The sequence below is a fragment of the Paludisphaera sp. genome (assembly GCF_037189885.1).
In the GTDB taxonomy this organism is placed as follows: domain Bacteria; phylum Planctomycetota; class Planctomycetia; order Isosphaerales; family Isosphaeraceae; genus Paludisphaera.
On record NZ_JBBCIR010000081.1, the window covers coordinates 1 to 26,974 of the forward strand.

At 70.7% G+C, this 26,974-nt stretch carries 19 protein-coding genes; 11 read left to right on the forward strand and 8 right to left on the reverse strand.

All coding sequences use genetic code 11. The features are described from left to right. Positions 1–376 precede the first annotated feature (376 nt). The 3 genes from WG209_RS20865 to hemE form a co-directional block, all read right to left on the reverse strand. On the reverse strand, positions 377–2,989 hold the full coding sequence (locus WG209_RS20865) for a fibro-slime domain-containing protein (RefSeq protein WP_337177026.1): 2,613 nt from the start codon (positions 2,987–2,989) through the stop codon (positions 377–379). A 737-nt stretch (positions 2,990–3,726) separates the two neighbouring features. Next, positions 3,727–5,211 carry a protoporphyrinogen oxidase gene (gene hemG / locus WG209_RS20870; protein ID WP_337177027.1) on the reverse strand — a complete coding sequence of 495 codons (1,485 nt, stop codon included), beginning with the start codon at positions 5,209–5,211 and terminating at the stop codon, positions 3,727–3,729. Positions 5,212–5,300: 89 nt separating this feature from the next. Beyond that, positions 5,301–6,371, reverse strand: a complete 1,071-nt coding sequence (gene hemE, locus WG209_RS20875) for a uroporphyrinogen decarboxylase (protein ID WP_337177028.1) — start codon at positions 6,369–6,371, stop codon at positions 5,301–5,303. A gap of 203 nt (positions 6,372–6,574) precedes the next feature. On the opposite strand from hemE, the gene WG209_RS20880 reads away from it, so the two are divergent. The 3 genes from WG209_RS20880 to WG209_RS20890 all read left to right on the forward strand — a co-directional run bounded on the left by WG209_RS20880 (position 6,575) and on the right by WG209_RS20890 (position 9,574). Then, on the forward strand, positions 6,575–7,537 hold the full coding sequence (locus WG209_RS20880; protein ID WP_337177029.1) for a TIGR00730 family Rossman fold protein: 963 nt from the start codon (positions 6,575–6,577) through the stop codon (positions 7,535–7,537). A 55-nt stretch (positions 7,538–7,592) separates the two neighbouring features. Beyond that, a complete protein-coding gene (locus tag WG209_RS20885; RefSeq protein WP_337177030.1) occupies positions 7,593–8,819 on the forward strand; it encodes a hypothetical protein in 1,227 nt (408 codons plus the stop codon). Between the two features lie 140 nt (positions 8,820–8,959). Continuing rightward, a complete protein-coding gene (locus WG209_RS20890) occupies positions 8,960–9,574 on the forward strand; it encodes a DUF1080 domain-containing protein (protein ID WP_337177031.1) in 615 nt (204 codons plus the stop codon). Here WG209_RS20890 and WG209_RS20895 read toward each other — a convergent pair. The 5 genes from WG209_RS20895 to WG209_RS20915 all read right to left on the reverse strand — a co-directional run bounded on the left by WG209_RS20895 (position 9,562) and on the right by WG209_RS20915 (position 16,160). Continuing rightward, positions 9,562–9,795 (reverse strand): hypothetical protein, encoded by a 234-nt coding sequence (locus WG209_RS20895; protein ID WP_337177032.1) that lies wholly within the window; start codon positions 9,793–9,795, stop codon positions 9,562–9,564. The genes WG209_RS20890 and WG209_RS20895 overlap by 13 nt on opposite strands. Next, entirely contained in the window at positions 9,792–10,544 is a 753-nt protein-coding gene (locus WG209_RS20900; RefSeq protein WP_337177033.1) for a site-2 protease family protein, read from the reverse strand. Before WG209_RS20900 ends, WG209_RS20895 begins: the two co-directional genes overlap by 4 nt. A 198-nt stretch (positions 10,545–10,742) precedes the next feature. Beyond that, positions 10,743–12,929, reverse strand: coding sequence for an HlyD family efflux transporter periplasmic adaptor subunit (locus tag WG209_RS20905; protein WP_337177034.1), 2,187 nt, complete (start codon positions 12,927–12,929; stop codon positions 10,743–10,745). Positions 12,930–13,008: 79 nt separating this feature from the next. Further along, positions 13,009–13,947, reverse strand: coding sequence for an efflux RND transporter periplasmic adaptor subunit (locus WG209_RS20910; RefSeq protein ID WP_337177035.1), 939 nt, complete (start codon positions 13,945–13,947; stop codon positions 13,009–13,011). Between the two features lie 116 nt (positions 13,948–14,063). Then, positions 14,064–16,160, reverse strand: a complete 2,097-nt coding sequence (locus WG209_RS20915; RefSeq protein WP_337177036.1) for a biotin/lipoyl-binding protein — start codon at positions 16,158–16,160, stop codon at positions 14,064–14,066. A 357-nt stretch (positions 16,161–16,517) separates the two neighbouring features. Here WG209_RS20915 and WG209_RS20920 point away from each other — a divergent pair, with 357 nt between their 5' ends. From WG209_RS20920 to WG209_RS20955, 8 genes are all read left to right on the forward strand, one after another. Then, complete coding sequence (locus WG209_RS20920) at positions 16,518–18,119, forward strand: porin (RefSeq protein ID WP_337177037.1); 1,602 nt, start codon at positions 16,518–16,520, stop codon at positions 18,117–18,119. A 188-nt stretch (positions 18,120–18,307) separates the two neighbouring features. Further along, positions 18,308–20,833 (forward strand): DNA topoisomerase (ATP-hydrolyzing), encoded by a 2,526-nt coding sequence (locus WG209_RS20925; RefSeq protein WP_337177038.1) that lies wholly within the window; start codon positions 18,308–18,310, stop codon positions 20,831–20,833. Between the two features lie 75 nt (positions 20,834–20,908). Continuing rightward, positions 20,909–22,837 (forward strand): DNA topoisomerase IV subunit B, encoded by a 1,929-nt coding sequence (locus WG209_RS20930; protein ID WP_337177039.1) that lies wholly within the window; start codon positions 20,909–20,911, stop codon positions 22,835–22,837. A 49-nt stretch (positions 22,838–22,886) separates the two neighbouring features. Next, the gene (locus WG209_RS20935; protein ID WP_337177040.1) at positions 22,887–23,885 is read left to right on the forward strand and encodes an ATP-binding cassette domain-containing protein; all 999 of its coding nucleotides are present in this window, start codon (positions 22,887–22,889) and stop codon (positions 23,883–23,885) included. Beyond that, positions 23,872–24,738, forward strand: coding sequence for an ABC-2 family transporter protein (locus WG209_RS20940; RefSeq protein ID WP_337177041.1), 867 nt, complete (start codon positions 23,872–23,874; stop codon positions 24,736–24,738). Before WG209_RS20935 ends, WG209_RS20940 begins: the two co-directional genes overlap by 14 nt. 4 nt (positions 24,739–24,742) lie before the next feature. After that, complete coding sequence (locus tag WG209_RS20945; RefSeq protein ID WP_337177042.1) at positions 24,743–25,555, forward strand: ABC-2 family transporter protein; 813 nt, start codon at positions 24,743–24,745, stop codon at positions 25,553–25,555. A gap of 156 nt (positions 25,556–25,711) precedes the next feature. After that, positions 25,712–26,449: a GGDEF domain-containing protein gene (locus tag WG209_RS20950; RefSeq protein WP_337177043.1), complete on the forward strand. Its 738-nt coding sequence runs from the start codon at positions 25,712–25,714 to the stop codon at positions 26,447–26,449. A 40-nt stretch (positions 26,450–26,489) separates the two neighbouring features. Continuing rightward, positions 26,490–26,957 (forward strand): DUF1569 domain-containing protein, encoded by a 468-nt coding sequence (locus tag WG209_RS20955; RefSeq protein WP_337177044.1) that lies wholly within the window; start codon positions 26,490–26,492, stop codon positions 26,955–26,957. Positions 26,958–26,974: the final 17 nt, after the last annotated feature.

Below are 26,974 nucleotides of genomic sequence, written 5' to 3' on the forward strand. Positions count from 1 at the left end.
CCGACACTTTTGGGACGGCGTCCGGGCCTACCGCTTGGCGTCGCCAAGCGTCCCTTCTCCCCTCGTGGGAGAAGGTGGCCGAAGGCCGGATGCGGGGGGCTCGGCCGGCCTTCGGTCGCGCGCCGACCCCCTCATCCGCCCCTCCGGGTCACCTTCTCCCACGAGGGGAGAAGGGGAAGGATTCGCGGCGGCTCCCTGCTTCGGGTCCATGCCGAAATAAGTGTCGGGTCGTCAGCCCGGCGGGAGAAGGGAGGCGCGTGTTTCCCACTCGGGGAGCCCGGCGTGGGTCGAAAGTCGACTTCGATGACGACGAGGGAACTCACCTGAGAGGCCCGCGGTTGCCGAACGGACCCACCCGGCCGGCGGCGCCGCCCGTTCAGCCCACGTCGGCCGAGACCTGCATCCGCAACACGGAGCCGCCGGAGCGACGCTCGGCGTAGAAGACGTCGATCCGATGGGTCTCCCCGATCGTCAGGCCCAGCGCGTCCAGCGAGACGAGCCCGGTGGCGGCCGGGTGGAGGCCCCCCAGGTCGAGGGCGAGCTTGCCGTCGACGAACACCCAGAGGTCGTCGTCGCTCGTGAAGACGAACGTCTCGCCCCCCCGGTAGACGAAGTTCGCCCCGAGTTGGAGCGTGAACAGCGAGTTGCGCGGGAGCCCGGCGGCGTCCCGGAGCGTCCCCCCCTCGTCGCCCAGGAGAACGCCGTCGATGGGGTAGAAGCGGTCGTCGGCGAACTCGTAGACCCCAGACCCGGGCGCCGTCTCGGTGAAGGCGAGCGAGAGCATGGCCTCGGCGTTCACGCCGGCCGTCGTCCGGTACCACTGGTCGAACGTCGTGCCGCTCGTGATGCTCCCCGCCCCCGGTGGGCCGACGAAGACCGGCAGCCCGTCGGGGCCGAGCGTCGCGGCGACGAGGCCCTTGTCGACCAGGGCGTCGGTGTCGACCTGGAAGTCGGGGTGCGTGGACAGGAAGTCGCGGACCGTGGCATCGAGGACGATCGTCCCCCCGCCGGGGGCCCCCGGGCGGCCGGCGACCGGGACGATCTTCACGTCGTCGACGAACGCGGTCTGCTGGCTCGTCCCGTCCAGGCCCTCGAAGTAGATGGAATGGCGGCCGTCGATGACGTCGAACACGCGCGTCGTGAACGACTCGTACGCGATCCCCGACGGAATGAACGTCCCCACGTCCTCGCCGTCCACCCACACCCGGATCGCCTGCCTGTTCGGCGACGGGTGGGCCCGCTGGGCGGCCTTGAAGGTGATCGCGTAGGACCCGGCCTGCCAGCCGGCGACGGACTGGACGATCGTCCCGCGCCCCATGAGGTAGGCGACCTGGCCCCCCTGGGGGGCCGCGGGGCCGATGCCCGTATAGGCGGAACCCCTCGCGGACAGCCCGGAGATGTTGTGGAAGGTCCAGGGCGAACCCGACGGATTCGCCCGGTGCTCCCCGGCCGCCATAGGCACCCGCTCGAACCCGGCGTCGCCGACCGCCGGGACCGCCGCCTTGATGGCGACGGCGTCGATGAACGCCGAGCTATCGTCCCCGGCGGTGCCGACGAAGGCGATCGTGCGCGTCCCGGCCGCCACGGCGAAGTCGGCCTTGAACGTCTGGTACTCCGTCCCCGACGGCGTGAAGATCCCCACCACCTCGCCGTCGACCAGCACCCGGATCGTCTGCGCGCCCGGGTAGTTCCCCCGCCGCGCCGCCCGGAACGACAGCTCGTAGGCGCCCGCCTCCCAGCCGGCGATGGTCTGGGAGATCCTGGCGTCGTTCATGAGGTAGGCGACCTGGCCCCCGTCGGGCGCTTCGGGGTTGCCCGAGGTCATCAGCGTGCCGTCCGCCGAGATGCCGGCGTTGCCAAAGTAAACCCACGACGACCCGCCGGGCTGGCCGAGGAAGCCGCGCGGCCCGGAGCCGGCGGACACCGTCTCGAAGCTCCCGTCGCCGACGGCCGGCGGCCTGGGGGTGGCGAAGACGAGCACATCGTCGAGGAACGCGGTGCTATCGTCGGTCGTCGACCCCGCGAAGGAGATGGCGTGGTCCCCGGCACCCACGTCGAAGGCGGCCGTGAACGTCTGGTAGTCCGTCCCCGAGGGGGTGAACGAGCCGACGACGACGCCGTCGACCTTCACCTGGATGGTCTGGAAGCCCGGGTAGTTGCCGCGCTGGGCCGCCTTGAAGGCGACGGTGTACGACCCGGCCGGCCAGCCGGTCATCGCCTGCGAGACGGTCGCCCCGTTCATGATGAAGGCGGCCTGGCCCCCCTGGGGGGCACCCGGGTTGCGCGCGGTGAACAGGGTGCCGTTGGCGGTGACGCCGGCCGGCCCGGCGTAGGTCCAGGGAGTGCCGGCGGGCTGGGCGACGAACGCCCCGCTCCCGGCGACCAGGGCGTACTCCTCGAATCCGGGATCGCGGACGACGGGCGTCGCGGCCCGGATGGTCACCTCGTCGAGGAACGCGGTGGCCTCGCCCGCCGCCGGCCCGGCGAACGTGACGGCGTGACTGCCGGCCGCCAGGACGATCGGCGCGGTGGTGAACCTGTCGTAATCCGTCCCCGAGGGGGTGAACGAGCCGACGACGACGCCGTCGACCTTCACCTGGATGGTCTGGACGCCCGGGTAATTGCCGCGCTGGGCCGCGCGGAACGAGATGGTGTAGGCGCCGGCCTCCCAGCCGTCGATGGCCTGCCCGATGGTCGCGTCCCCCATCAGGTAGGCGGCCTGGCCCCCCTGGGGCGCGTTCGGGTTGCGCGCGGTGAAGAGGGTGGCGTTGGCCGTGACGCCGGCCGAACCGCCGTAGGTCCAGGCCGTGCCGGCGGGGTGGGCGACGAACGCGCCGCTCCCGGAGCCGACGGAGTAGTCCTCAAAGCCGAGGTCGCCCAGCACGGGGGGGACGCCGACGGTCAGGAGTTGGCGGGATTCGAGCGCTTGCGCCAGGGGGGAGAAGCGACGTCGGCGGACGGACCGGCGGGGGGCGGCGGGGCGGCGCATCTCGCGCTCCTTCCACGAGCGGGCTTTCCATCGCGCGACGGCGCGACGATGGATTATCCAATCAATTCAGTATGCATCGCCGATCGGCCGTTGCAAGATTCGCGGAAGTTCATCCGCGCACGCGCGGCGATTCCGCGCGGAGGGGTCGCGAGATTCGTCGGGCGTCCGGGCCTCCGATCTCGGCCGGCGGTCGCGTCCGGAGAAAAAACGAGATTCCTGAAATCCCGCCGATCCCGCCGCCGACCATGCTGGCGTTCGATGACGGTGTTCTTTGACATCCCGAAAGCAGTCGAGCAGCCAGGTGACGGCCGAGGGGCCGCCCTGATTCGTCCGCGCCGGCGGCGGTGGGAGGCCGTCGGCATGGACGTCATTCTTCATCGTGTCGCGCGTCCCGCCCGCGCGCGAGCGGGCGCCGCGGGGGGGGGACGCCCTCGCTACAACAATGCCCGATCCGGTCCCCGCTCCCCGGGCGAGCGCCGGCGCGGCCGTCCTACACCGCCACCATCTCTTAAGTCCGACGGCCCTCGCCCGGCCCTCCGGGCCACCCTCTCCAGGCGGGAGACGGGACGCGCGTCCTAACCTCGGGGGCGAGAAAACCGCTTCGAAAACGACGAACGAAGCCGACTCGTAATGGTCGCAAGTCAGGCCGGCGGGGGGGCTTAGGAGCGATGTTATCGAAATGCCGGCGCGCGAACGAAGCCAACTCGCGGGGGTGCGGTCGAGACGGGGCGGGGCGATCAGGCGGCGGCGATGGAGCCGGGGTCGGCGAGGCGGTCGAGGAGGGCGTCGGCCGTGGATTCGGCGGCGCGGATGCAGTCGGGGATGCCGACGCCGTCGTAGGCGACTCCCGTCAGGAACAGGCCGGGGTGCATCGCGACTTTGCGGCGGATCGTCTCGACCACCTCTTCATGGCCCAGGACGTACTGGGGCATCGAGCGGGGATGGCGGGCGATCTCCAGGAAGATCGGCGGGCCCGACGCCCCGATCAGCTCTCCCAGCTCGGAGGCGACGATCCGGCCGACCTCGTCATCGTCAAGGTCGAGCAGCTCGGGCTGGGAGCCCCCCCCCATGAAGGCCCGGATGAGCGCCGTCTTCTCCGGGGCCCGGCCTGGGAACTTCACGTTCAGGAACGACGCGGCGAAGAGCCGACGCCCCTCGATGGTCGGCGCCACGAAGCCGAAGCCGTCGAGGGGATGCCTGACCTGGTCGCGGCGATAGGCGACGTTCACGATGATGGAGGAGGCATAGGGGATCGCCCGGAGTTGCAGGGCCAGCGAGGGGTCGCAGCCGTCGACCAGGCGGGCCGCGGCGTGGGCCTCGGTGGTCGCGACGACGGCGTCGGCCTCGATCGCCGGGCCGTCCAGCGGCTCCACGACCCACCCCGGCCCGTTCGTCGACCGGCTCAGGCGACGGACGGGGGAGTGGAAGCGGATCGTCCCCGGCCGCAGGCTCGCGGCCAGGGCGAGCGGCAACTCTCCCATCCCGCCGGCCAGCGAGGCGAACATGCCGTAGCGGGCGCCGGAAGACTCGGTCTCGATCCGGGCGTCGGACTCCTTGCGGCGTCGCCTCGCGGCGCGGATCAGGCTGCCGTGCTGGCGCTCCATCTCCAGGAACTGGGGCAGGGTGGCCCGCAGGCTCAGGTTGTTCGGGTCGCCGGTGTAGATGCCGCTGACCAGGGGCTGGACCAGGCGGTCGAACGCCTCTCGCCCCAGCCGGCGCCGGGCGAAGGCGGCCACGCTCTCGTCGGCGTCGGGCTCCCGGCGCGGGATCAGGGCCTCCAGCAGCAGCCTTGCCTTGCCCCAGGGGGAGAGCATCGGCGACCGCAGGACCGGCGAGATCCGGTGCGGGGCCATCAGGACGAACCCCGCCGGCGCGGCCAGCAGCTTCCCCTTGCGGACGATGAACGACCGCCGGTGCGCCGAGGCGGCCTCGATCAGCCGCCCCTCCAGGCCCAGGCGGCGGCAGAGGTCCATCGCCCACGGCTTGTTCGTGATGAACGAGTCCGGCCCGCGCTCCAGCGTGAATCCGTCGCGGACCTCGGTGGCGATCAGCCCGCCGACGCGGTCCTTGGCCTCCAGCAGCACGACCTCGACCGGCCGACGGGCGGAGGACGAGGCCTGCTGGAGGCGGCTCGCGACGGCCAGGCCCGAGAGCCCCCCGCCGATCACCACCACCCGGCCCGCGGCCTTACCGCCCGCATTCCGATCGGTCGTCGTCATCATCAGGCCGAATCCTTCCCCGGAGGCTCCTCCCGGACGCCCGTCCCCCCAGGCCGCCATTTTCGCCGATCCACCGCCATTTCGCCAGGGGGTCACCGGGCCGAGAACTCGTGGACCATCCGGACCAGGGCCCGGACGTGATCGACCGGGGTGTGCGGCAGGATGCCGTGGCCCAGGTTGAAGATGTGGCCGGGCCGGTTCGCCGCCTGGCCCAGGATCCGTCGCGTCTGGCGGGCGATCTCGTCGACCGGGGCGAACAGGACGATCGGGTCGAGGTTCCCCTGGACGCCGACCCCGCGCCCCAGCCGATCCCAGGCCTGGTCCAGCTCCACCCGCCAGTCCAGGCCGACGACGTCCCCGCCGGCGTCGCGCTGCAGTTCCAGCAGCGAGCCCGTGTCGGCGCCGAAGTGGATGTGCGGGACCGCGGGATCGAGCATCTGGAACAGCCGCCGCATGTGGGGCTGGACGAACCGCCGGTAGTCGTCCGGGCTCAGCGACCCGACCCAGCTGTCGAAGACCTGCAACGCCTGGACGCCGGCGGCGGCCTGGGCGTTCAGGTAGCGCGCCGTGGAGTCGGTCAGCGCGGCCATCAGGGCGTCCCACGCGCCGGGGTCGGAGTACATGAAGGCCTTGGCCTTCTGGTAGTTCCGCGACCCGCCCCCCTCGATGGCGTAGCAGGCCAGCGTGAACGGCGCCCCGGCGAAGCCGATCAGGGGGACATTCCCGGGGAGCCCGGCGCGGATCTGGCGGATCGCCTCGTAGACGTACCCCAGCGCCTCGACGTCCTCCAGCGGCCGGACCGCGTCGACGTCGGCCGTCTCGCGGATCGGGTTGTGGATGACCGGGCCTTCCCCCTTGGAGAATTCCAGCTGGAAGCCCAGGGGCTCCAGGATCAGGAGGATGTCGGCGAAGAGGATGGCGGCGTCCACCCCCAGGACCTCGGCGGCGAAGATGGTCGTCTCCGTCGCCAGCTCGGGGTTCTTGCACAGCTCCAGGAACGAGACCTTGGACCGCAGCGAGCGGTACTCGGCCATGTATCGCCCCGCCTGCCGCATCAGCCAGACGGGCGTGGCGTCGACCGGCTCGCGGCGGCAGGCCCGGAGGAATCGGCTGTCTCGGAGGGGGTCCGTCGTGGTCGGCTGGGGCGCGGGTTGCGTCGTCATCGGTCGGGCTATCCTGCGAGGGGGCGGCGACTTCCTGCGGACCCACCATCGTACCGGATCCGCCCTCGCCCGGCGAGCCGCCCGGGCCCTCCGTCGGATCCGCGCCGCGCCTTCGACGCCCGGCTTGCGTATTATAGAGGTATCGGGCGGCTCATCGAGCGAGCCGCCGCCCTTTTCGGTCCGCGAGAGAATCGGACGGTTTCATGGACCACGACCAAGACCGGCGGGCGTCCCGGCCGGCGTGCGACGCGGGGAACGGGAGTACGGGCGAGGGAGCCGACGACGACGGGACGGGCCCGCGGAAGATCCGGCCGGTGTTCCGCACCGGCGCCAACGCCCGCGCGGCGCTCCGCCAGAGCACGGAGGACGAGCAGCTCCTCAGCCGCCCGAACCTCGGCGCCGGCAACGCCCCCACGCCGCGCATGCCCGAGCTCGGGGCGTTCACCCACGAGGAGCCCTGGCGCGTCCTCCGCATCCAGGGGGAGTTCGTCCACGGCATCAACGCGCTGGCCGAGCTGGGCGCGGCGGTCAGCGTCTTCGGCTCCGCCCGCACCCCCCCGGACGACCCCGTCTACGAGGACGCCCGCAGGCTGGGGGGGATGCTCGCCGAGGCCGGATTCGCCGTGATCACCGGCGGCGGCCCCGGGATCATGGAGGCCGCCAATCGCGGCGCCCACGAGGCCGGCGGCGTCTCGGTCGGCTGCAACATCGAGCTGCCGTTCGAGCAGGACGCGAACGAGTACACCAACCTCGCCGTCAACTTCCGCTACTTCTTCGTGCGGAAGACCATGTTCGTCAAGTTCTCCGACGGCTTCGTCATCTTCCCCGGCGGCTTCGGCACGCTGGACGAGCTGTTCGAGGCCCTCACCCTGGTCCAGACCCGCAAGATCAAGCGGTTCCCGATCATCCTGTACGGCACGGCCTTCTGGAAGGGTCTGATCGACTGGGTGGTCGGCACGCTGCTGGAGCGGAAGGTCATCTCGGCCGAGGACATGAACCTCCTGGTCGTGACGGACTCGCTGGAGGAGATCCGCGACGTGCTGGTGGAATGCTACCAGTCCCGGTGCTGGGAGGCGTGGAAGCAGTCCGTCGGCGCGAGCCTGGACGCCGACCCCCCGGGCGCCCCGGCGACCGCCCTGGACCCGGCCAAGTCCGACGCGGAATGACCGGCCGCCGCCCCGACCTCTCCCCAACCGAACGCCCCACGAGGGAATATCGACGATGAGAGACCTCAGGACCCCGGAGGCCCCGCAGGCCGCCGCCGACGGGCCCGGCTTCCCCGACCTCGACGCCGCCCTCGCGTCCGGCGGCCCCGCCGAGGCCGTCGACCGCCTGGTCGCCGACCTGGAGGCCCGGGGCGAGTATCGCATGCTCCTGGACGCCCTCCTGCTCAAGGCCCGCGTCGAGCTGGGCCTGCCGCTCATCCAGGTCGGCCGCTACGCCGACCTGCCGGAGGAGGACCGCGTCAAGTTCGAGGGCCGCTACGTGGAGGCCCTCCGCCACGTCGGCTCGAAGTTCCTGGAGGCCGGCGACGTCGCCACCGCCTGGGCCTACTACCAGGCCATCGGCGAGCCCGAGCCGGTCGCCAGGGCCCTTGAGGAGCTTCCCCCCGTCGACGACCCGGACAAGCTCGCCCGGCTCATCGAGACGGCCTTCCACCAGGGGGCCAACCCGCGCAAGGGCTTCGAGTGGATCCTGCGGTCCTACGGGGCGTGCTCGGCGATCACCTCGCTGGAGCAGGCGGGCCCGGTCGACCCCTCGGCGCGGGTCGCCTGCGTGGAGATGCTGGTCCGGCACCTGCACGAGCAGCTCGTCGACAACATCCGGGCCGACGTCGCCCGCCGCGGCCAGCCCCAGCGCGCGAAGGGGGCCCCGCTCGCCGCGATGGTCGCCGGCCGCGACTGGCTGTTCGACGACGACGCCTACCACACCGACGTCTCCCACCTGACCACCGTCGTCCGCTGGTCCGTCATGGCGACCGACCCGGAAGTCCTCGCCCTGGCCCTCGACCTCACCGAGTACGGCCGTCGGCTCTCGCCCCGCCTCCAGTACGACTCGGCCCCGCCGTTCGAGAAGACCTTCGAGGACCATCACGTCTACCTCAAGGCCCTCCTGGGGAGGGACGTCGACGCGGCCGTCGAGCACTTCCGGGGCAAGCTTCCCGCCAGGGCCGAAGCGGGAACCGAGGGGGGCGACCCGGAATCGACCCTGCCGGCGCAGGTGCTCGTCAACCTGCTGGCGCGCGTCGGCCGCGAGGGCGAGGCCGCCGAGGAGGCGATCCGCCACCTGCTGGACGTCCCCGACGCCATGCTCGCCTGCCCGTCGATCGCCGAGCTCTGCCAGCGCTCCGGCCGGCTCGACCGGCTGGCCGAGGCCGCCGTCCGCATGGGGCACCCGGTCCACTACCTGGCCGCCCGGATCCGGCCCGACGCGCACGGGGCGTCGTGACCCGCCCGGGATTTCCGCGAAAGCCGGCCGGAATCCCCACCCCGGCGCGCCGGATAGGACATAATCAGGGTGTCGGCGTGGGAGGCCTGGCCCATCTCTCACGCCGTGATCCCGCCCGCCGCGCCGCGAGGCTCTGAGCGATGAGACGTCTGCCGGGGGCGATCGCCGCCATCCTTCTAACGACCGGGCTGCTGTCCGGGTCCGAGGAGCCCCCCGCGCCGACCCCGCTCTTCGACGGCAAGTCGCTCGCCGGGTGGGTCGCGGAGCAGACCGACCGCTTCTCGGTCGCCGACGGCCTGCTCGTCTCCAGGCCGGGCGACGGCTGGCTCCGTTCCGCCCAGGTCTACAAGAACTTCGAGCTGGAGCTGGAGTTCCGCATCCTCAAGGAGGGGTCCGAGGGGGGCCTTTTCTTCCGGGCCGGCGCGGAGACCGGCGCGGCCGAGCCCCGATGGCCCGTCCGCGGCTATCAGGTCCCGCTCGGCGACGGCGAGGGCCGCCTCATGCTGTTCGGCCACGCCACCAGCCCCCCCCGGTTCGAACGCGACGCCGACGCCCTGAACTCGGTCGCGAAGCCCCCGGGCGAGTGGCGGAAGCTGGCGCTCAGGGCGTCGGGCCCGCGCGTCGAGATCCGGCTCGACGGCGCGCTCGTCACCACGGCCGACGACGTCGAGCCCGACGCCGGACACCTCGGGCTCTACGACAAGGCCGGCGACCACGAGTGGCGGAACCTGACGATCCGGGTTCAACCCGACTGATCGCGGTCGTCCGCCTCGCCTTCGCCGCCGTCGTCCCACCGCAGGCCCAGCGCGGCCAGCTCGGCGGCCGGGATCTCCTCGAACCGGCTCAGGAGCCAGTCGCGGCCCCAGTCCTCGTTCTCGATGGCGTCCAGCGGCGGGAGATCCTCGCCGCCGGGGCGGGCGGAGAGGATCGCGTGGGCCTCGGCGACCCCCAGCTCGACCACCGGCCGGAGGCTCATCGCGCCCCGCTCCACGAGGAACCCCGCGACGCCGAGCCGTTGCGGGCCAGCCGCCAGACGCCGGGATGGGTCTGGACCCAGCGATAGCCCGCCGGGGTGGACCAGTCGACGTTCCCGGCCGCGCCGGCGCGGCGACCTTCCTCGGCCAGGACGCTCGCCTCCTCCGCGCCGGCGACCAGGTAGATGAACACGGCGAGGGCCACCTGGAACGGCGCGAGCGAGAGGAGGCTGTAGACGCCGAAGCCGACGGCCAGGGTCCGGCCCACGGCCGCAGCGAAGCTCGTCGCCCGCGCCCGGCCGATCCAGCCCCCCAGCAGGGCGCGGAGCACCCGGCCGCCGTCCATGGGGAAGGCGGGGATCAGGTTGAACAGCGCCAGCACCAGGTTGATCGCCATCAGGTCCATCGCGAAGCCGCCCCCGGTCAGGGCGAGCGGGGCCAGGGCGACGGCGATCGCCAGGTTCACCGCCGGGCCCGCCAGGGCGATCAGCAGCTCCACCCCCGGGGCGCGCGGCATCCGGGTCAGCCGGGCGACGCCGCCGATGGGGTAGAGGGTGATGTCGGCCGTGCCGATCCCGAATCGACGGGCGGCCAGGGCGTGGCCCAGCTCGTGCAGCAGCACGCAGCCGAAAGTGGCCAGGACCAGGGGCAGGCGCTCCGCCACGCCGGGCAGGAGCAGGAGCAGCAGGAAGGTCGGGTGCAGGAACACGTCGATCCCCGCCACCCGGCCGAGCTTCCAAGAGAGGTTCATCAGGGCCCGTTTCCTCGATCTATCCGGCCATCGACCCGCGGGTCGGGATACTCTCCGTCGGTACACCTACCATTCGACGCCGACCCCCCGGAAGTTCGCCGCCAAATCGCGGGCCCCGGAGGCGCGGCGAGGCCCGCCCGCGGCCTCGGGGTCGCGGGCGGGCCTCGTTGAGAAGTCGTCGGCCGGGCCGATCGGGCGTCAGATCGTGAAGTGGAAAGTCTTGGTGATGAGCCGCCAGAGCCACCAGCCGAACGTGGCGTGGCCGGCGTCGATCTTGGCGAAGCCGCGCTGGCCGGGGTGGAACTCCAGCCGGGCGTTGTCGATCGGGATGATGACCTCGTAGACGGCCGACTGGGGCCTGATCTGGCCGGTCTTGGGGTCGGGCTTGGCGGCGATCTCGCCGCCGGCGATGTTGGACAGCTCCGGGGGGATCTCCTCGCGGTTCCGCTTGGCGATCTGGGAGACCTGGCTCTTGAGCGTCAGCTCGGACCGGCCGTAGACCTTGACCCAGGCGACCGGCGGGGGATCCATGCGGACCAGGTCGATGTCCGACTGGTCGATGATCAGGTGGGCCTCCATCCGATGGGGGTCCGCCACCTGGCAGAAGGCGTTGCCCGGCCTGACCCACTGGCCGATCGTCTCCTCGTGGGGGAGCCCGATCACCTGGCCGTCGCGGGGGGCGGTCAGGACGAGCTTGCCGAGCTGCTCGTTGAGCTTCGTCAGCGCCGGCTCAAGCTCCTCGGCCATGCGGGCGTTCTGGCGGGCCTGGGCGCGGCCCTCGTTGTCGGGGCTCTGGCTGTAGGAGAGCGCCTTGACCCAGTACGAGTCGTGCTCGGCCTGGCGCTCGATCAGCTCGCCTTGCTTCTCCGGGTTGACCATCTTGGCGATGACCGCCCCGGCCTGGACCCAGTCGCCGTCACGGACGGCCAGCTCGACGAGGCGGCCCTCGACCTCGGAGTACAGCTCGTCCGACTCGGCCGGCGTGAGGACCAGCGTCCCCTGGACGCGGAGGGGGGTGGGGATCAACAGGACGCCCGCCACGATGGCCGCGAACGCCGCGCCGAACGCCGCCGCTCGTGCTTTCTTCACCTTGCGCATCCTCCCGGGCGTGCGTAGGAACTTGATCGACTGAAAGATGGGCATGCCGGCCAGCGGGATGACCGACCCGATGGCCAGCATGTAGCTGAGGGCCTGGAGCTTGTACGGCTTGAGGACCTGGGACAGGAAGAACAGGATGCTGAACGTGACGACCCAGCGGTACAGGTAGCTGGCGATCGCGTAGGTCACGAACAGAGACCGCCGCGACCGCGGCAGGTAGCTCTGGACCGGGATCTCCAGGCCCAGCACCTTCTCCTGGATCAGGTAGTTGAAGAACTGGGTGCTCTTGATCCGCAGGTTGGGGATCTCCAGCCAGTCCGACATCACGTAGTAGCCGTCATACCGCAGCAGCGGGTTGGCGTTGAACAGCACCGTGTTGATCGAGCAGATGAACATCACGGCCATCGACAGGCTGTTCAGCAGCCCCTGCTCGGTGTTGAACCAGACGAAGGTGGCGATCGACGCCAGGAACAGCTCGACGTAGATGCCCGCCGCCGATATCCATATTCGATGCCATTTATTGGGCAGGAGCCACGAGTCCGTCACGTCGCAATAGAGCGCCGGCGTGAGGACCAGGAATAGCATGCCCATCTCGTGGACCTCGCCGCCGAAGTGCTTGGCGGTGAGCCCGTGGCCGAACTCGTGGATGATCTTCACCACGCCCAGGCTGATCCAGAACGTGAAGATCGTCCACCAGTTGAAGAAGCTCTGGAACTCGGGCAGCTTGGCGTAGAAGTGGGCCCACTGGCTGACGACCAGGACCACGGCCGCGAGCATCACCGCCACGCTCGCCGCGATGAACCCCCGGGTGAAGATCCACCGGAAGTAGGGGTACATCCAGTTCAGCAACCGCTCGGGGTCGATGATCGGGATCTTGATGAACAGGATGTTCGTGAAGAAGCCCTTGACCTTCTTCCAGCGGTTCTTGCGGCGGCGGCGGATCAGCGCCGCGGCCTGCTCGGGGCTGTCGATCATCACCACGCCCGCCTCGTGGAGCTGGGCCACGAAGCGGGTGAGGTCCTCGATCGAGATCGTCTGGGGGCGATATTTGCGCTCGAAGGCCCGCTTGACGTCCTGGAGGTTCTGCTTGCCGTCGAACTGCTGGAGGAGGAAGTACTCCTCGATCTTGAACCGGAAGTACTTCAGCGCCAGCGGGTCCTTGATGACGTAGTGGGTCATCCCCTCGTAGAACTGGGGCTGGACCACCAGGTCGGGGCGGAGCCGGACGCGGAGGTGCTCGGCGGCCTGTCCGAACGGCGCCGGCGAGGTGGAAGGGGCTGCGCTCATCGATCGGGGTTCCTCGTCGGGTCCGGTCCAGTTCCGGTCGGGTCGTCCGCGGGGCCGGCTCGGCCCGGCCGGGCTCGGCTCAGCGGGCGGGGCGGGGGGCCGGCCGCGCGGCGACGGCGTCGTCCAGGTGGATGGTCATGGCCGCCTTGAGGCCGGGCATCAGGACGAGGTCGGTGTTCTCGAACTCGACCCGGATGCCGACGGCGGTCTCGTTGATGGGCTGGATCTCCGGGTCGATGAACTTGACGACGCCGCGGAAGGTCCTGCGCTCGATGGGCTGGTCGCCGGCGGCGCCCTCGAGCCTGGGGTGCAGCTCGACGGCCTGGCCCACCTTCACGCGGTAGGCGTACTCCAGCGGGATGAAGGCGGTGGCCGCCAGCCGCGAGAGGTTGCCGATCCGGACGACGGCGGCGTTGGCCTGGATGCTCTCGCCCGGCTCCTTGTAGCGCTTGATGACGACGCCGCCGAACGGGGCGACGATCGTGTGCTCCTTGAGCATCTGCTGGGCGAGGGCCAACTCGGCCTCGTTGATCGCGTCCTGCTCCTGGGCCTCCTTGAGCTGGGCCTGGGCCACGTTCGCCTCGCCCTCGGACTTGGTCATCTCCTCCTGGGAGACCAGGTCGGCGCCGCGCTGGAGGAGGCGGCGGTTGCGGGCGACGACCGCCGTCGCGACATCCAGGGCGGCGCTGGCCCTGAGGATGGGCCCCTCGCTGTCGGCGGAGAGCTGGCTCTTGGCGACGGTCAGCTCGGCGATCTCCTTGTGGAGGGTGCCGATGACGCCCCCCTGCTCGACGACGTCGCCGAGCTGCAGCTCCATCCGCTCGATGACCCCCTCGCGGAGGGCGGCGACGTCGGAGACCTGGATCCACTGGACGGTGGCCAGGTTCTCGTGGGAGTCCAGGACGAGCGTGGCGGCGGCCGGTGCCTGGGGGGCCGCCCCCTGGCCGAAGGCGGCGGCGGTCACGACGGTCGCCAGGGCTCCCAGGGTCAGGGACGCGGCGGTCTTCAGGGGCGACATGCTGTGCGATCCTCCGGGGCAATCGGGCGCGGTGTTCGTTGGGGACGGGGGCCCGGCTCTCGCGCCGGGCCCCGGGGGATTCGGGGGCGGTTCGGCTCGGCTCGGCTCGTCCGGGATCAGCGGAGGAACGGCCAGCGGAACAGGACCGACTCGTGCCAGACCTGGACGACCTTGCGGAACAGGACGTAGGCCAGGCGGGCGTCGCCGCAGTCGATCCGGGCGCGGACCTCGGCGCCGGGGCGGAACTCCTGGTTGCGGGCGAGGAACTCGTTGCGGACCGCCTCGTTGAAGCCGACGGTCACCTTCACGGTGTGCCGCTGCTCGGCCCCCTCGGCGTTGGTCTCGGCCTTGGAGGCGATCTTGCGGACGTAGCCCTGGTAGCGGTGCTCGGGCTCGGTCATCACGACGAAGTAGGCCGACAGCGCGGCGCCGGGCTGCTTGGTCCCCGCCTTGATCTCGTCGTCGAGCGCGGCCTGGGCGGCGAGGATCGGCCCCATGTCGTCGTCGGGGACCTCGACCTCCAGGATCCACTCGCCCGCCACGTCGGCGACCTGGAGGATCTCGGTGCCGATGTCGACCGGGCGGCCCAGGAGGTTCTTCCGCACCTCCCAGGTGGTGATGATGCCGTCGTGCGGGGCCCGGATCGAGAGCTGCTCGATCTGCTCCTTGACGATCTCGATCTGCTGGCCGGTGCTCTTGGCCGTGATCTGCGCCTCGGTGCGCTGGGCGAGGAGCTGCAGCGATTCCTGCCGGCTCTGCTGCCGCTGGCTGATGGCCTGCTCCTGCTGCTGGAGGATCAGGCCCTGCGAGTTCGCCTTGTTGTGCTGGGCCTGGAGGTCCTTCAGTCGGCCCTCCAGCTCCAGGCTGTCGATCCGCGCGATGAGGTCCCCCTTCTTGACCTGATCGCCGTGCTCGACGGGGACCTCGACGATGATGCCCCGCTCCGGCGCGTAGACGATGCTGCGCTCCTCCGGCATCAGGGCGCCGCGGCCCTCGATGCGGAGGTTCCAGGGGACGAAGGTCAGGGCGAGGATCAGCGCGACGACCAGGCCCAGGACGGCGAGGATCTTCGCCAGCGTCCGGCCCCGGAGCTGCCGCCAGGGGGAGCCCATCGCCTTCAGGACCGGCCGCAGGAAGATCCGGTGGTGCTCCTGCGCGTTCCAGAGCGCCGTCGAGGCGTGCCGCGCGACCACCTCGGTCCGGGCGTGCATGTCGGTCGGCGCGATCTCGTCGCCGATCTGCTCGGCGACGAGGCAGCCGTAGGCCACCTTCTCCTTGCGCTCGGCCCCCTCCTCCTTCTCGGGCTTGTGCAGCAGGACGACCGCCAGGGCCTTGGAGCCCGACTCGTCGACGTACATCTCCAGCGCGTCGCGCAGCTCGGGGGCGAAGCCCTCGGTGTGGCCGGTGTAGACCAGATCCTCGCCCGAGCGGATGACGGCCTTGCAGAGCTTGGTCAGCTCGCGGACCTGGTTGGAGCGCTGCTCGACGACCTCCTGGCCGCTGATCGCCTCGACCAGCGTCCGGCCGGAGAGCTTCAGGGCGACGCTCAGGCGGTCGCAGCCGACCAGCCGCTTGCCGTCGTTGACGACGGCGTAGGTCGTCTCCTTGAAGTCCAGCGTGTGGTGGATCTGGTGGGTGAAGGTCTCCAGCTGGTTCCACATCCGCTGCTGCGAGGCCATCTGCCGCATCTGGCGGTTCTTCAGATAGTTCGCGGCCAGGTCGGTGAGGTCGCCCACGAACCGCAGGGTGCTCTTCTGCTGCGCGGCCCGCCGCGCCGGATCCATCAGGATCTCCAGCAGGCCCACCACCTGCTTGTCGACGATCAACGGCGCCAGGATGATCGCCAGGTGGGTGGGGTTGAACGCCTGGGGCATCCCCTCGATGACCGCGCCGGGGGGGATGACCTGCGGCTGCGACGCCTGGACCATGCAGCCGAGCAGGGCGTCGTGCGGGGCGGTCTTGACCCGGCCGTCCATCAGGCCGGTCTGGGCGAAGTCCATCTGATACTGGAGCCTCAGCCCCCCCCGGCCGTCGAGCAGCCAGAAGGCGCCGCCGGACGCCGCGGTGGCGGCCACGGCGCGATTGAGGAACTCGCCGTAGAATTCGGCGGGCTGGACGTCCGACTCGGCGAGGTCGGCGATCTCGGCCACCAGCTTTCGGATCTGGTTCTTGGTCTGTTCGAGCAGACCGGCGTCGATGGTTTCTTCCGGCATGGTGGCACCAGTTCCTCGGGGGGCCGGGCCACTCGCGCCCGGGCGTTGTCCTTCGTCCATTCGGCGATCGCCGACGCCGGCCCGGTCGGGCGTGGTCGCCGTCGCCCGGCGCGCGAGGCGGCTTGACATCGACAACGGGACGGCCGATACCCGCACCTTCCCGACGCCGTCGTCGAAAAACCGTCGACGCGCCCGTTCATGCGACGCAACCTACTGCAAGGCATCGGGATTCGGCTCGCGATGTCCCGCCCGGGATTCCCGCCCGACGGTCAAGACCGCCCCCCCTCGCGGCCGATGATCTCCCCAGGACGCGGCCCATCGGCGGCCCGCCCGAGCGGGAGGACCCATCACATCTCGATGCGACGCGCGGCGATCCTGATGCTGGCGGCCATGATCGCGCCGGCCTCGGCCGACGAGCCCCCCCGCGCGCCGGAACCATCCCTGGACTCGCGGCTCCGCGACCTGGAGTCCATGAACCGGGCCATCCTCGAAAGGCTCGACCGCTCCGAGCGCGAGCGCCGCGCGGCCGACGAGCGGTATCGCACCCTGGAGGAGAAATACGACGACCTCCGCCGACGCCTCGCCGACGGCGAGGCCGAGGGCATCCCGACCGGACCCCCCGGCGAGGCCGTCGACGAGGCCCCCGGCGGCTTCCTCGACATGCCTCCCCTCGGCAACGAGGCGTGGCACCCCGCCCGCGACGACGAGTCGGGGGAGGGGGGCGGGAGGAACTTCGACGCCAGGGGGTTCTTCGGCGACGAGGGCTTCGGCCTGTCCACCTGGGACGACGAGTATCAGCTCCGGTTCCGCATCCTCGACCAGACCGACTTCAAGGTCTTCTCGCCGGGGGACCAGCGCCCGGCCTCCAGCGGCCTCTACATCCCGCGCGTGCGCGTCTACTTCGAAGGCCGACTCACCCGCCTGTTCGACTACGAGGTCTCCATCCAGCGCAGCGTCGAAGGGGTCTGGGACCTGCTCGACGGCAACGTCGACATCAACATCGACCCCCGCTTCCGGCTCCGGTTCGGCCGCATGCTGGTGCCCTATAGCTACGATTGGTACGACCACCTGGAGCAGTACTTCATCACGCCCGAACGCTCGCTGTTCCCGCTCAACTTCGGCCTGTCGCGATCCGCCGGCCTGCTCGCCCACGGGCGACTCTTTGACGAACGCCTCCAGTACGCCGTCGGCGGCTACGGCGGGCACCTCGCCGGCCTGGCCGACGAGAACACCACCCGCGACGCCGTCGCGTACGTGAACTTCAAGCCGTTCCTCCAGACAGAGCGGTTCCCCCTGCTGCGGGACCTCAACCTGGGGGTCTCGGGCTACCTGGGGGCGCAGGCCATCCCGCAACACCCCCTGCCGCTGCGGACCTCGCTCCAGTCGTCCGAGAACGACGAGGCGGCCCGCCGCGCGACCTCGATCTTCCTGGAGTTCAACGAGGACGCCTACCTCAGCGGGCCCCACGAGGCCGGCGCGGCGCACCTGGCCTGGTACGTCGGCGGGATGTCCTTCGAGGCCGAATGGCAGACCAGCCGCGACCGATACACCCGCGCCGGCATCCCGTTCCGCCTGTTCTCCATCCCCGTGACGGGGAGCCACTTCACGCTCGCCTACTTCATCACCGGCGAGCGGGTCCGCGACCGCAGCCGCGTCGATCCCCTCCGCCCCTTCGACCCCACCCGCAACTCCTGGGGGCCCGGCGCCGTCGAACTGTTCGCCCGCTTCAGCGACCTGCAACTCGGCGAGGAAGTGTTTCGCGCCGGCCTGGCCGACCGCGAGAGATGGACCCGCGGCATGGGCATGACCGACGTCGGCCTCAACTGGTATCTCACCAGCTACTTGAAGATCTACCTCGACTGGCAGCGCTCGTACTATGACACCCCCGTCGAGCTCGACCCGGGTCGACGCTCCGGGGTCAACGACCTATTCTGGATCCGGGGGCAGCTCTACTACTGATCGGGCGGGACGGCCGGACTCCCTTCGCGGCGTCGTCTACCGCGGGCGTCGGATTTGTAGATTTGTACACTGTCGGCCTTGCGGCCGACGCCCCGTAATTGGTATTGTGGCTGGCCTGGAATCTGGTCTGATCCGTCGTCACGGGATGATGATCGGGCGAGGACGTCGGAAAGGAGTCGGGGCCGGAGATGGCGAAACGGAAGCGGGCAGGGGGGGACAATCGGGAGGTCCGCGCGCGGCGAAGCTCGCTGACGGAGGACGTCCCGCTGGCGGAGGCGACGCGGGAGCGCTACCTCAACTACGCGCTCAGCGTCATCACCTCGCGCGCCCTGCCCGACGTCCGCGACGGCCTCAAGCCCGTGCAGCGCCGGATCTTGTACGCCATGTGGTCCGACCTGCGGATCACCGCCGACGGCCGGTTCATGAAGTGCGCGGCGGTCGTCGGCGAGGTCATCAAGAGCTACCACCCCCACGGCGACCAGTCGATCTACGACGCGCTGGTGCGCATGGCCCAGCCGTTCTCGCTGCGGCACCCGCTGATCGAGGGCTACGGCAACTTCGGCTCCATCGACGGCGACCCCCCCGCCGCCTTCCGGTACACCGAGTGCCGGCTGACGCGCATCGCCCACGCGCTGCTCTCGGAGCTGCGCGACCAGACGGTCGACCTGCGCGACAACTACATGGCGACGACCCAGGAGCCGGTCGTCCTCCCCGCGCAGTTCCCCAACCTGCTGGTGAACGGGGCGTCGGGGATCGCCGTGGCGATGGCGACGAACATCCCGCCGCACAACCTGAAGGAAGTCATCTCCGCGCTGATCGTGCTGCTGGACGACCGCGACGCCCCGCTGGAGAAGCTGACGCGGCACATCATCGGCCCGGACTTTCCCACCGGCGGCGTGGTCCTGAACACGGCGGAGGAGATCCGCCGGATCTACGCCACCGGCCAGGGCTCGCTGAAGATCCGCGGCACCTATCACCGCCCCGAGGACCGGCCCAACACCATCGTCGTCGACTCCATCCCCTACGGCCAGGAGAAGGACCCGCTCGTCGCGCGCATCGGCGAGCTGATCGGCAAGGGGATGGTCCCGCAGCTCACGAACGTCAAGGACCTCAGCACCGACGACGTCCGCGTCGTGCTGGAATTGAAGCCGGGCGCGAACGCCGACGCGGCGATGGCGTACCTGTTCAAGAACACGCCGCTCCAGACCAACTACGCCGTCAACCTGACGTGCCTGCTCCCCGCCGAGGGCGCCGAGGTCGCCGTCCCGCGGCGGCTGGACCTCCGGACGATCCTCCAGCACTTCCTCGACTTCCGCATGGAGGTCGTCGTCCGCCGCCTCAACAACGAGCTGCGGCTGCTGCTGGCGCGCATCCACATCCTCGAAGGCTTCGCGATCGTCTTCAACAACCTGGACGAGGCGATCCGCATCATCCGGGCCAGTGACGGCAAGGCCGACGCCGCCCCCAAGCTGATGTCCCGGTTCGGCCTCTCCGACCTCCAGGCCGACGCCGTCCTGGAGACCAAGCTCTACCGCCTGGGCAAGCTGGAGATTCAGGACATCCTCGACGAGCTGGCCGCCAAGCGCGCCCGCGCCGAGGAGATCCAGGCGTTGCTGGCCGACGAGCCGGCGCGCTGGGCGATCATCAAGGACGAGCTGAAGCAGATCTCCAAGACGTACGGCGAGCCCCGCCGGACCAAGGTGGAGGCGCCGGCCGCCCCGCTGGAGTTCCGCGAGGAAGACTACATCGTCGACGAGGACGCCTGGGTCATCGTCACCCGCGAGGGCTGGACGAAGCGGCAGAAGTCGTTCACCGACGTCGCCAGCATCCGCGTCCGCGACGGCGACCAGGTCGGCTGGGTCTACCGCGCCCGCGCCCGCCAGACCATCACATTCTTCACCGACCGCGGCGTCGGCTACACGGCGCGCGTCAACGACCTGATCATGACCACCGGCCACGGCGACCCGATCCAGAAGCTGTTCGCCTTCGAGGACCAGGAGCGGCTGGTGGGCGTCGTCTGCCACGACCCCCGCTGCCTGCCCGACTTCACGAAGCACTCCCAGTCCCCCCCCCGGATGGTCCAGCGCGGGCTGGGGGTCGACCTGGACGAGCCCTCGGCCAACGGGAACGGGGACGGCCACGCCGAGGGGAATGGCGACGGGCACGGCCAGGCCGGGCCCTCGACGCCGCCGCCCCCGTACGTCGTGGCCCTGACGGCCGGCGGCAAGGTGCTGCGGTATCCGCTGGCCTCGCTGGCCCCGGTCTCGACCAAGAAGGGGCGGCTGGTCGTCCGGATGGACCCCACGTTCAAGGGGGACGCCGTGGTGGGCGTCGAGGCGACCGACGGCTCGGAGAACGTCTGCCTGGCGACCCGGGCCGCCCGCGTGCTGATCTTCCCCGTCACCGAGGCCAACGTCGTCGCGTCGGCGGCGAGGGGCGTCGCGGCGATCAAGCTCGACGCCAAGGACCGCGTCATCGGCTTCGTCCTGGCGAACAAGAAGCGCGAGGGGCTGGCCGTGCGGACCAACCGCGGCGCCGAGCAGATCGTCAGGGCGACGAAATATCCCGTCACCGGCCGCGGCGGCAAGGGCTACGCCATCCTCCAGCGCGGCTCGCTGGAGTGCCTGCTCCCCGCCGAGGCCGAGCCCGTCCCGCCGCCGGACCAGGTCGACGCCGCCGACGCCCGGCCCCGGGGCGACGACGCCAAGGATTGACGAACCCCCGCGACCGCGAAGAATACCTCGTCCCGGCGCCGCCCGCCGGGCCTCGAGGAGAGGGACCAGACCGCGATGTCGAACGGATCCGCGACGTACAGCGCCAAATCGATCACCGTGCTGGAGGGGCTGGAGGCCGTGCGCCGGCGCCCCGGCATGTACATCGGCGGGGTCGACAAGGCGGGGCTGCACCACCTCGTCTGGGAGATCGTCGACAACGCGGTCGACGAGGTGATGAACGGCCACGCCACCCGGATCGTCGTCACCTTGCACTCCGACGGCCGCACGGTCTCGGTCGCCGACAACGGCCGCGGCATCCCCGTCGACAAGCATCCCAAGACCGGCCAGAGCGCGCTGGAGGTCATCTTCACGACCCTCCACGCCGGCGGCAAGTTCGACAACGACGCCTACAAGGTGGCCGGCGGCCTCCACGGCGTCGGCGCCAGCGTCGTCAACGCGCTGTCCAAGAGCCTGGTCGCGGAGGTCCGCCGCGACGGCCGCGTGTACGCCCAGCGCTACAAGCGCGGCAAGCCCTTGGGCCCCGTCGAGGCCGGCGACGCCGCCCGCGGCTCCGGGACCACCATCACGTTCACGCCCGACCCGGAGATCTTCCAGGCGCTCGACTACGACGCCTCGCTGATCGCCGAGCGGCTGGACGTGAAGACGTACCTGAACAAGGGCCTGGTGATCCAGTTCGTCGACGAGAAGGCGAAGACCAGCGTCGAGCTGCGGCACGACGGCGGGGTGGCCGACTTCCTCGACCACGTCAACAAGCGGCGGGAGGACGTCCGCGTCGCCCCCACGCCGTTCGTCCTGGAGCGCGAGGTCGAGGACGACGGCCTGCGGCTCCACCTGGCGCTGGCGTGGACCGAGTCGACGGACGAGGAGGTCATGTCGTTCGTCAATACGATCCCCACCCGCGACGGCGGCACCCACGAGATGGGGATGCTCTCCGCGGTGGGCTCGGCCGTGCAGCGGTTCATGGAGGCGCACGACCTGGTCAAGAAGGGGCTGGAGATCAAGCGCGAGGACGTGCGCGAGGGGCTCACGGCGGTCCTCTCGGTGTGCGTCCACGAGCCCCAGTTCCAGGGCCAGACGAAGGGCCGGCTGAACAACCCGGAGGTCCGCGGCCAGGTGGAGTCGCTGGTGCGGCCCAGCCTGGAGGCGTTCCTCCACCAGAACAAGAGCATCGGCGACGCCGTCGCCGCCCGGGTCATCCAGGCGGCCCGCGCCCGCGAGGCCAGCCGCGCCGCGGCCACGCAGGTCCGCCGCAAGACGGCCGTCGGCGGCCGGCTCAACCTGCCGGGCAAGCTCGCCGACTGCGACAGCTCCGACCCGGAGGAGACCGAGCTGTTCATCGTCGAGGGCGACAGCGCCGGCGGCTCGGCCAAGCAGGGGCGCGACCGCGACGTCCAGGCCATCCTCCCCCTGCGCGGCAAGGTGCTGAACGTCGAGCAGGCCGGCCGGTCCAAGATGCTCGACAACAAGGAGCTGGCCGACCTCGCCAGCGCCCTTGGCTGCGGGCTCGACGGCCAGTACGACGCCGCGCGGCTGCGCTACGGCAAGGTCGTCATCCTGACCGACGCCGACAGCGACGGCCACCACATCGCCACGCTCCTCCTGACGTTCTTCTACCGCCACATGCCCGGCCTGATCCGCGACGGCCGCGTCTACCTCGGCTGCCCGCCGCTGTACAAGATCACCTGGGGCAAGGAGACCTACTGGGCCTCCGACGACGCCCACCGCGACCGCATCCTGGGCAAGCTCCCCTCGAACGCGAAGCCCGACATCACCCGCTTCAAGGGGCTCGGCGAGATGCCGGCCAAGCTCCTGTTCGAGACGACGCTCGACCCGAACTCGCGGCGGCTGCTCCGCGTCGTCGTCCCGGAGGAGGACAGCCCCTACACCGAGCGCACCGTCCGCGACCTGATGGGCAAGGAGCCCGAGGCCCGCTACAAGTTCATCATGGAAGAGGCCTACACGGCCACCGGCATCGACATCTGATCGACCGGGCCGCGCGCCGCACCGCATCGCACCCTGGGGACCGCCGTCCATGCCGATCATCGAGGTCGAGGGGCTGTCGAAGACGTACCGCGTCTTCCGGAAGAAGGAGGGGCTCCTCGGCTCCCTCCGCGGCCTGTACCGCCGCGAGTACAACGAGGTGAAGGCCGTCTCCGGCATCAGCTTCTCCATCGAGCCCGGCGAGATGGTCGCCTTCCTCGGCCCCAACGGCGCGGGGAAGACGACCACGCTGAAGATGCTCTCCGGGCTGATCCAGCCCACCGCCGGCAAGGCCACGGTCCTCGGCCACGTCCCCTGGCTGCGCGAGGACGCCTACCGGCGCCGCTTCGCCCTGGTGATGGGCCAGAAGAACCAGCTGTGGTGGGACCTCCCCGCCGCGGACAGCTTCCAGCTCCACCGCGAGATCTACTCGATCCCGAAGGACCGGTTCGACCGGACGCTCGGCGAACTGACCGAGCTGCTGGGGGTCGAGAAGCTGACCCGGCAGGCCGTCCGCGAGCTGTCGCTCGGCGAGCGGATGAAGATGGAGCTGATCGCCGCCCTCCTGCACGGGCCCCGGGTCCTCCTGCTGGACGAGCCGACCATCGGGCTCGACGTGGTGGCGCAGGTGGCCATCCAGAAGTGCCTGCGCGACTACCACGAGAGTCGCGGCGTGACGATGCTGCTGACCAGCCACTACATGCGTGACGTGGAGGCGCTCTGCGACCGCGTCATCGTCATCACGCGCGGGACGCTCGTCCACGACGGCCCGCTCGCCGGCATCGTCGAGCGGTTCGGCGAGTCGAAGCTGGTCCGCCTCCAGTTCGTGGGCGAGCCCCCCGACCACGCCGAGCTGTCCCGCTACGGCGAGGTCTCGAAGCTGGAGGGGCCGTCGGCCGCCATCCGCGTCGAGCGCCATCGCGTGGCCGAGGCGCTCGCCGACGTGCTCAACCGCCACGCGCTGGCCGACGTCAGCGTCGAGGCCCCCCCGCTGGAGGAGGTCATCGCCAAGGTTTTCGAGGAGGCCCGGCCTGCCCATGACGCCGCCTGACGCCGCCCTCCCTCTCCCCGCGCCCCCGCGCCCCGGCCCGATCCGGGCGCTGGTGAAGTACGCCCGGATCTTCCGAGTCGCCCTCATCGAGCGGATGACGTACCGCGGCGACTTCCTCCTGGGCACGGTCCTGCGCTTCCTGCCGATCCTCACCACGATCCTGCTCTGGCGGGCGATCTACGAGGGCTCCGGCCAGACCGAGCTGGGGGGCTTCAACTACCGCGAGATGGTGGCGTACCTGCTCCTGACGAACATCAGCCGGATGTTCTCCAGCATGCCGGGGCTCGCCTCCGGCATCGCGCGGGAGATCCGCGACGGGACGCTGAAGCGCTACCTGATCCAGCCGCTCGACCTGCTGGGCTACCTGCTCTCGGCGCGGGTCGCGCACAAGTTCGCCTACATCATGATGTCGTTCCTCCCCTACGCGGGGCTGTTCTACGCCTGCCGCGGCTACTTCGACGGCTTCCCGGACGCGACCCAGATGCTCGCCTACGCCGCCTCGCTGATCCTGGCGTTCGCCGTCGGGTTCTACTTCGAGGCCTGCGTGGGGATGGTCGGCTTCTGGTTCCTGGAGGTGACGTCGATCCTCTACATCGTGATGACGCTCAACTTCTTCATCTCCGGGCACATGCTGCCGCTCGACCTGCTGCCCCAGCCGTGGTCCGGGCTGCTGAAGGTGCTGCCGTTCCAGTACATGGCGTACTTCCCGGCGGTCGTGTTCCAGGGGAAGGTCCGCGGGGGGGAGCTGCTGTTCCACCTGGCGCTGGAGCTGTTCTGGGCGGTCGCCTTCGCGGTCCTGGCCCGGACGCTCTACCGCGCCGGGCTGAGGCGCTACAGCGCGTTCGGAGGCTGAACCGATGGTCGCAGGCGTCGCCCGATACGCGCGGATGCTCGCGGGGCTGGCCCGCTACACGCTGGCCCGCGAGATGGCCTTCCGGGGCAACTTCCTGGTGAAGGTCTCGGTGGAACTCCTGTGGATGGGCATCCTCGTCGCCTTCTACAAGACGGTGTTCGCCAAGACCAGCACCATCGCCGGCTGGAGCGAGCCCGACTACTTCTTCTTCGTCGGCTGCTTCTTCGCGATCAACGGCGTGATCGAGACGTTCTTCCTCGACAACTGCAACGAGTTCGCGGAGCTGGTCCGCACCGGCGACCTGGACTTCCTCCTGCTCCGGCCGATCGACGAGCAGTTCCTGGTCTCCTGCCGCAAGATGGACTGGGGCACCGCGCCGAACCTCTTGATGGGGGCGATCCTCATGGGGATCGCCCTGGCCCAGAAGGGGTGGACGTTCGACCCGGCGCGGGCTTCGGCGTTCGTCGTCGCGTTCGCGTGCGGCGTGGCGATCGCCTACAGCTTCATGATGATGCTCACGTCGGTCTCGGTGTGGATGGTCCGCAACCAGAGCCTCATGGAGATGTGGTGGCTGTTCTCCAGCCTCGTCCGCTACCCGCGCGAGATCTTCTCGGGCCGGGGCGCCGAGACGATCGGCCGGTTCTTCACCTTCGTCGTCCCGATCCTGCTGGTCTCCAACGTCCCGGCCGACGTGATGGTGCGCGTCCTGGACCCGTGGATGGTCGCCTGGACGGTCGTCGTGGCCGGGGCGTCGCTCTGGGTCAGCCGGCGTTTCTTCCACGTCGCGTTGCGTTCCTATCGCAGCGCGAGCAGTTGATGACCCGGTCGCGCGCCGCGCTGCACGGAGGCCGCGCGCGGCGGCTCGCGGGGCTTCCTCGCTGGACGCGATGATTGCAAGGCCTAGGATACCCATGACGGGCGACGCGAGAGCCGCCGCGCCCCCCCTCGACACGACGGGCCATGGGATGTCTAGATGACTTCAGCCGAATCGAGCCGCGCGAAGGACGCCGACGGTTCGCCCCTCCTGTTGGCGGAGGTGCATGAACTCCGACTGCGCCTTGAGGAAGCTTACGCGACCATCGACGCCCTTCGGGTCGACCGCTCGGGGCTGGAGGACGACCTCCGGCGGCTGCGGCGGGCGGCGTCGACGGACGCGATGACCGGGCTGTGGAACCGTCGATTCCTGCTGGACTCGCTGGACGTCTCGTCCTCCTTCGCCAGCCGGCACGGCCTGCCGTTGTCGCTGGTCCTGCTGGACATCGACCATTTCAAGGCGATCAACGACGGCCTCGGCCACGCCGCGGGGGACGCCGCCTTGCGCGAGGTCGCGGCCGTGCTCCAGGGGGGGGCCCGCGGACATGACGTCGTGGCGCGGTTCGGCGGGGAGGAGTTCGCGATACTCCTGCCCGGCACCGATCGCGACGGCGCCACGGCCATGGCCGAGCGCGTCCGGCGCGAGCTGGAGACGCGCCCCTGGCCGGTCCGCGAGGTCACGGCGAGCTTCGGGGTGGCCACGATGCCGCATCGCGACGCCGACCCCGGGGCCCTCGCGGCCCTGCTGCTCGAATCGGCCGACATGGCCCTGTATCACTCCAAGCGACGGGGACGCAACCGCGTCACCCACGCCGACGACCTGCCCCGGCTCGGCCTGGTCCTCCCGACGGGCCAGGAGGCGACCGGGGCGGTGGCGGCCTCGTCCGGCGTCGGTTAGCATGGGATCGTCGCGAGCCCCCTCGACCCCAGGACCAGCCATGACGCCCGGACGACGCACGCTCGACTACCCGGATTTCGACGCGATCAACGCCGAAGTCGCCCGCCTGGTCGAAGGCTGCTCGACCGCCGGCGCGTGGAGCCTGGGGCAGATCCTCCACCACCTGGCCTCGGTGACGAGCCGAGTGCTCGCCGCGCCCGTCGACGGCCCGCACGACACGTCGCTTCGCGTCCCCCCGGAGCGTCGGGACGAGGTGCTCGCGACCGGCCGTCTCCCCGAGGGGATCCCCCTCCCCGCCGGCCTGGGCCAGCCGGAGGACATCGACCCGCGCGAGGGCGCGCGTCTGCTCCGCGAGGCGCTCGCCGCCATGGCCGCCGCCCCCGGCCCCCTGGCGCCGCATCGCGTCTTCGGTCATCTCGACCGCGACCAGTGGCTCCGACTGGTCCGCGTCCACTGCGCCCACCACCTGAGCTTCGCCACGCCGACCGGTCCCGAAGCCGCGCGTTGAACCCGAGCCGTGGGCGC